Origin of the sequence: Mesorhizobium sp. LCM 4577 (assembly GCF_001854795.2) — a bacterium.
GTDB classification, from domain to species: Bacteria; Pseudomonadota; Alphaproteobacteria; order Rhizobiales; family Rhizobiaceae; genus Mesorhizobium; species Mesorhizobium plurifarium.
Genome location: NZ_MDDU01000039.1, coordinates 1 through 6,158, shown reverse-complemented (window position 1 = coordinate 6,158; position 6,158 = coordinate 1). Strand labels below are relative to the sequence as shown.

The window sequence follows — 6,158 nt, the reverse complement described above, 5'->3', positions numbered from 1 at the left end:
GCGGCGTCTTCGTCCTCGACGCCACCCGGGCGCTGACCGCACGCCTGGCTGAAGCCGAACCGCCCACCGGCCGGCCGCTCCACCTCGACACCCTCCTCGCCGACCGCCAGGCCTTGCTGGGCCGCCTCAGGCCGCTTATCGGCTCCGGTCCATGATGCTTGCTGCAACRCCTCGCCGACACTCCGGCCTGGTTCACCAGCGGATGATGGCGATTTAAGCGGTGGCACGACCGTCACAGCGACGCCATAGGCAACCGACCGCGGATCGTTCAACGGGCGGTATACAGGGGCGGGGCATCAACCGGATCCGACAGCTTCACAACCGCAGCCGGACAGGCTTGTCAAATGGGAAGATGGGCGGGCTCGCCGTTGCGGGGCAACGCTGGCACTGCTGCGTCGCGTATTCAAGATCGGCGAAGTGTCGATCCCCGGACACAGCACCGGCGCCTACCAAATTCGTAGCGAATTGGTTGTAGCCAACGGCTTCGACATTTGGCGAGAGACAGAACACCCGGTCGTCCTTCGTCGGCCACGGATGCTAAACAGAAGCTTCCCGCAACACTTTAGAGTAGAGTTTTGCAATGGGCAGGACACCGAGCTGGGAAGCCGTTCCAAGGCTGGTTAGCCATCGATCGTTCGCCTCCTCTTCTCTGCACCGAAGCTGCCCGCGTCTGTAACTCGGCGTGAGAACGAGGGCCGCTTCGCCGGTTCCGTCCCCGGAGTCGCCTTCGTCTCCCGACGAATCCCCATCCCGTTCGCCGTCACCGACCCGACCTGTCATTTCGCCCTCCAGTTTCTGAAGGCCCGGATAGGCGAAAAGAGTGAGGCACGAGTTAAGCCTGTCTCCCGAATATCTGCGTGTTTGGCCGCCCAATTGTTTCGAATTGTCAGCTTTGACTGGGCAACACTCCGGATAAATCGCTTCTGCAGCCCCACGCTCGACCGACGGAAATCTCAGGTTGGGAATGTTTTTCCGGCCTGCTCACCGCGCCTGCGGCTGTGGCAGGACACGCTGAAAGGAGCGCGGTCGCCTTCCGAGTAGTGGGGCGAGGGTGCCCCGGCTTTCGAGCCGTCGAAGTAGATAAGTCTGCTTGCCACATCGCCTGCTGCGTTCCCGCGATCTTTACATTTAGGTGGCCGCCGTTTCTCGTCGCGATCGCCATGTTTTGATGTCATAATGGTGTACCACTAGCTTTACGACGGTGCCGTTGGGAAGCGCTACTACGGCTAGATTTTCTTGAAGTTAGGATCAAATTTATTATCGAGCGTGACGGCATGAGAGCGTCACGGGCATAGGAGGTCCGCTATGCCTGAAGAGAATGACCAGACGACTTTTTCCTTTACGAACTCCTCCCCGTAGCATCGCATGTTGCGCGAATGGCAATCGAAGAACGCAAATATCCCGGTGAGCTGGCATCTGCACAGCAGGTCCACGAGCTCGCGGAAGAATATCGCAAGGGGGCAAATCTCCTCCTACAGCTCGGCCGACCCRGCAAGCCGCTTACCAGGGCGCCGTTCAGATTGGCGGCGATCCATGCGATCGAACTCTACCTGACCGCGCTCTTGCTCCACCGTGGGCACAATCCCAATCAGATCCGGAAAATGCACCACGACCTGTCGGCGCGGACGGAGCACACTCCGGCAGCGGGCCTACGCCTTCGCGCGAAAACGGCCAAGCATCTCCAATCCCTAAGCCAGAACCGGGAATATCTCGTCACCCGCTATGGACCGGAACTGGCAGCAACCGCATCGCAGATAAACCGCCTCACCGCCACCCTTGAAGAGGTGGCGGCAAAGGTTACGGCATTGATCGGGCCGTCGGCCAGGTCGCTGCAGGCAGACGCATCTGCCGCCGGCGAGGGTCAAGGCATGGATTCGGCGGCTTCCTTGTCCGCGGCGACCGCCAGTTGAACGACATGATGCACCAGGAACACGTCAATGAGGTACGCGACCTCGTCCCGTGAAATCGGCAGCATGTCTGCAGTGATTTCATTGTCGACATAACGCTCGGCATCCCAAAGGGTGCGAGTCAGTTCCTCGTTGGCAGCCAATCCGCCCAATGACCCTTTCGAACGCGGCGTTGGCGGCCTCGATAAGCACGGCACGGTCGGCCCCGGCGACTGGCAGGGACGCAATAACGGCATGGGAATCCATGACGTACGTTTCCTTCTTGGATGGCGATCTCTTGCCTCAGCATTTTCGGTCGCCATGCCGACGCTGGTTCTTGAAGGGGTGGCTAGTCTAAGCGCCAGGCGCCACCCTGTGCTCACATGCGCAGGCCGCAGGATACGCAAGAATCCGACAGATGCAATCGAAGGATTCTGGCGAAGAATTTCGCTGCTGGATGCGGCTCGCAACCTTTGGAATCGCGCAGGTTGCGAGTGCACGCGGTGATTGCCATATTGCAGGAGAGACACGCGAGGAAAGACCTTCGAGATGGCAGGCGAACGACTCATGAAGGCAAGCGATATCCCTGCCTTCGTAGACAGGGTAATCAAGGCCGGCTGTGACATCTGTGCCGTCGGCCAGTTCAACTATTGCCTGGGAGACCTCGAGGAAATGGCGGCGGCGGAGGACGAACTTCAACGAATAGGCGAAGAATTTGGCGATCGCGACTTTCTGCTACCTGAGATCGCCGCCTACTTGCGAACCATCGGACGGTACATAGACCCCGACTCGTCGGTGTCGCATTGGTCGGAGAACGGGAAAGCACAATAGGTGCTTCTCGTCTTGATCTATCACAGCTCCCACTGACCAGCGATCCGGAAACCGCGAGCGCCGCGAACAGGGCGACGGCCAGCGGCCTGAGTGGTGGACGACCTGCGCAACGCCAGCCGAGGAAGAGATCCGTCTCGGCATTCCCGAAGGAATGGCGACACGATTCTATTGTCTATTCTGGCCACTTCAACCGAGGAGGAGCCACGGCTCCGGGTCAGTTCCACGGGGACCAAACTCGTTGCCGTGGCGGAGGTGTGGAATGCCATTGGAGCAATCGCCTCAGCCATGAAGGGGAACGTTTCGGGAAGCCAGGTCGCCCTGCTGGCCGCGCCCTATATTGGGGGAATGCAGTTGAGTAACATCGCGATGGGGGCACATTCGCGACGTCAATGAAGGGAGCGTCCGAACCGCACCCTTCTATTACTTGCTTAAACAGCAACGCTAGATTCGCGCATCTGCGGCATTCGATTCTTGCTTCCGGACAACGCAAGCTCATGTGGAAACTGGAGCTCGAAGATTGTCAGCAGAACCGTTCCCCATAAAGCAGGATCTTTTCCAGCGAGGGCGTAAAGGATTCGCTTTCCTCGAAAGCATGGTCTTCCCCTTGCCGCTCGACGGCAAAGGCGCCAAGTACCGAGCGGCTCGCCTCACGTCCGAACATGCGAAGCTTAGTACGCCGTCTTCGCTGCGAACATGAACCTGGAAGCCGCAAAGGAACTTGCCAGCCTGCTGCCGCTTCCTCCGCTCTGTACGTCGTCAGGTGGGCTGATTTGGATGGTGCCGTCTGATTTCGCGGGCCGCGGGATGAGCAATGGCAAATCACACCGTCATCGCGCAGGATGACAGGAGAACAGTCAGAGTTTAGGTCCGCCTGACATGGAACCTCCGCTACCATCACCGTCATCATCTTCTGGACGCGGTAGACGAAGCCTGATCGCTTCTCGGTCGCCGACTTCTGGGCGAACAAAAGCGTTTGTTTTTGTGAGAAAGGAGGTTGCCCTCTGGAGCGTTGACCAATTGATCGCGTGAACGTAACGCTGTGCGAATTCGAGCGTTCTGATGAGAGCGTTGGGGTCTCCTGCATTGGTTGTCATCCGAAGCCCCTCGAGGTAGTTCGAACGGTAGACGGTCGGAATGATAATCCGCGTTTCCTTTGATGTCGTCAGCTCTGCATTCATCATGATCCGGGCGGTTCTGCCATTTCCATCGTTGAATGGATGGACCTCGGCGACCAAGAACATCATGAAGATAGCCCTGTCCATCGCGCTATCGAGACGTTGATGGATTTTGAAACCCTCCTTCAGCGTGCCGATGACATCCTCTGGCTTCACAAAGGTAACCACCCCAAATCTGTTTTCTTTTGTCTTGAATTGGCCTGGTGATTTCTCCGGCCTCGCATTCATGATCCGCTTGTTGCGCTGCTTCAGAAGTTCGATGAAGTCATCAAAATTATGTGGAACGCGGCCATTGTCATTCGGATCTGAGACAGCTTCGAACGTGCCCACTATATCATGAGCATCGGCTGGCCGCTCCTTAGGGATAGCTCCATTGAAGACGATATCTTGGGCCTCATCTAGTTCGAATTCTGTGCCTTCGATGAAGTTGGAGAAGTATGCCTCGAAAAAGGCCTGATTGATCTTGCCTTCAGGGCTGAGAGTGGAAAGCAGTGGAGCTTGGGGCGCCCTGCCTCTGAGAAGGTCGTAAACCTTATTGAACAGATCGATGCGTTGTAGGTCGTAGGGTTCCCCGGAGACATGAGCAAGCACGGCTGGCGCCGACAGTTTGGCTTCTTGCGTAGCGATCAGGGCGCCGATCATAGAACCCAGCTGTCTGGCTTCATCGATCAACCCGAGTTCGCTCCCGACCTTCTTGATCTGATCGCGTAAGATATTGATGCCCGTCTCGCCACCAGTGCGGTAATGCTTGAGAAGATGGGTTTCGATCTCGCTACGCGATGCCGTTCTTGCGATCCCGCTTCTTGAGCGAGACGGTATCATGTTTTCCACAAACGTGCGGGCTAGTGACGTGCAATACAGATTCACGCGCATCGGGTAATCGCCCTCTATTCTGTCGTGCCCCTTGCGTGACCGGATAACGCACCCCGGCAATTCGACATCACGCTTGGTTTTGGCGATCAGGAACACAGAGCCGTCGCTGGCAGGCTTCTGTTCTAGGGCGGTTCGATCTGCTACGATCGCATCTGGGAAATAGAGAGGGACGATCTTCCAGATGTTGCGCCGGACGAGAGCCGTCCGGTCTTCGAACATGTGGGTCGTGTAGAGGCGGCTCCCGATCTCGCGCAGCTTCCCTGCCTCTGCAGCACGCGAGACTTTTAAGGAATTCTCCTTTGTCGACAGCACAAACTCAGGGAAGTCGCTCATTCCTGCTCCATTAAGGGTTCGAGACAGCGGCATTTTGAAAAGAATTCCGACTTAAGTGATCGTCTTTGAAAACTTTAAGCACTTAACGGTTTAGATATACGTTCGCTGGGCGAGCCCAACAAGGTCGGGAAGAGCCGAAAATGAAAATAATTGAGAGTTAATGGCTTAGATTCGAAAACTTTTCCGACATAAGAACAAGTCGGGCGGGCCCGAGCCATCGGTGAGCTGGATGTTGAGCCAGATTCAGTGACGCGTCAGGGGGAGGAGGAGGGACGACCGCGAGCCGAGTACCGCTCGGCGATCGTTGCACCACAGACGGTGCATTTCTCTCACAATCCGCTGCTTATCACTTCCGGTTCTCCGGAGCGGCCAGATGGYCGCTGCATTACAAAACATTGGCTTGTAGGTACAAACTTTGCGTGTCTGAGCGCCTGTCTGCTCCGGCGGCTCTCAGATTCTGCTCAGCTGTCATAGCGCGTCAGTTTGTTGTCAGGTCAGCCAGGCTACGTTCCGCCTCAAGCGAGCAATGGTTGTCAGGGATGTTGAAGGTGATTGCGACCTCCCGACTGCGAGCGAAAGGGATTCGAGCGTCGGCCCGGCCAAGGGCCTGCTCGATTTACCGATCCGACAAGGTGCTTCCTTCAGAGCTCCCGGGTTCGATGCCCTGGCGCGCTTTGGGGTTCCTGAGCGGCGACCATGTTGGTTCGCCTGTCGTTGCTCCACACACTTTAGGCGATGCGTTGTTGCCTGGATCGGAGATGAAACATGACCAACATCGGCCGAACGGGAAGATCGCGCAGCGGAGGCACTCAAGCCGGTGGCGCCCCGGACGGCAGGCCCCAAGCCGCATCAGGTCAMGCCGCGGCAGAAGGGGGAAACGCGTTCAGCTCGATTGTCGAGCGGATGCACCGCGAGCCGCAGGCTGGCGAAGCTTCCTCCAGCCGCGTCGCAGGCCGCGGTGATGGTACCCCGCAGGACCGGTCCGCGCGCGTCCCCATTGGTCAACCACGACTTTTCGCTTCCGCATTGCGCGGAATGGGCATGACGCGGCGCCGTTTTC

6 protein-coding genes are annotated in these 6,158 nt (G+C 57.8%); 2 read left to right on the top strand and 4 right to left on the bottom strand.

The genetic code is table 11. From position 1 onward, the window contains the following. Positions 1-1,376 precede the first annotated feature (1,376 nt). On the top strand, positions 1,377-1,910 hold the full coding sequence (locus LCM4577_RS27075; RefSeq protein WP_071074195.1) for a hypothetical protein: 534 nt from the start codon (positions 1,377-1,379) through the stop codon (positions 1,908-1,910). Here LCM4577_RS27075 and LCM4577_RS27070 read toward each other — a convergent pair. Further along, complete coding sequence (locus LCM4577_RS27070) at positions 1,862-2,059, bottom strand: hypothetical protein (protein ID WP_071074194.1); 198 nt, start codon at positions 2,057-2,059, stop codon at positions 1,862-1,864. The genes LCM4577_RS27075 and LCM4577_RS27070 overlap by 49 nt on opposite strands. Positions 2,060-2,435: 376 nt before the next feature. Between LCM4577_RS27070 and LCM4577_RS27065 the strand changes: the two genes are divergently transcribed. Then, the gene (locus LCM4577_RS27065; protein ID WP_244508445.1) at positions 2,436-2,717 is read left to right on the top strand and encodes a hypothetical protein; all 282 of its coding nucleotides are present in this window, start codon (positions 2,436-2,438) and stop codon (positions 2,715-2,717) included. Positions 2,718-3,237: 520 nt separating this feature from the next. On the opposite strand, the gene LCM4577_RS27060 is transcribed toward LCM4577_RS27065, so the two are convergent. The 3 genes from LCM4577_RS27060 to LCM4577_RS27050 all read right to left on the bottom strand — a co-directional run. Next, positions 3,238-3,378, bottom strand: a complete 141-nt coding sequence (locus LCM4577_RS27060; protein WP_157900508.1) for a hypothetical protein — start codon at positions 3,376-3,378, stop codon at positions 3,238-3,240. A gap of 193 nt (positions 3,379-3,571) precedes the next feature. Beyond that, the gene (locus tag LCM4577_RS27055; RefSeq protein WP_052468023.1) at positions 3,572-5,098 is read right to left on the bottom strand and encodes a Fic family protein; all 1,527 of its coding nucleotides are present in this window, start codon (positions 5,096-5,098) and stop codon (positions 3,572-3,574) included. 849 nt (positions 5,099-5,947) lie between these two features. Continuing rightward, positions 5,948-6,158 (bottom strand): hypothetical protein (locus LCM4577_RS27050; RefSeq protein WP_206744901.1); only part of this gene is annotated, 211 nt, incomplete at its 5' end.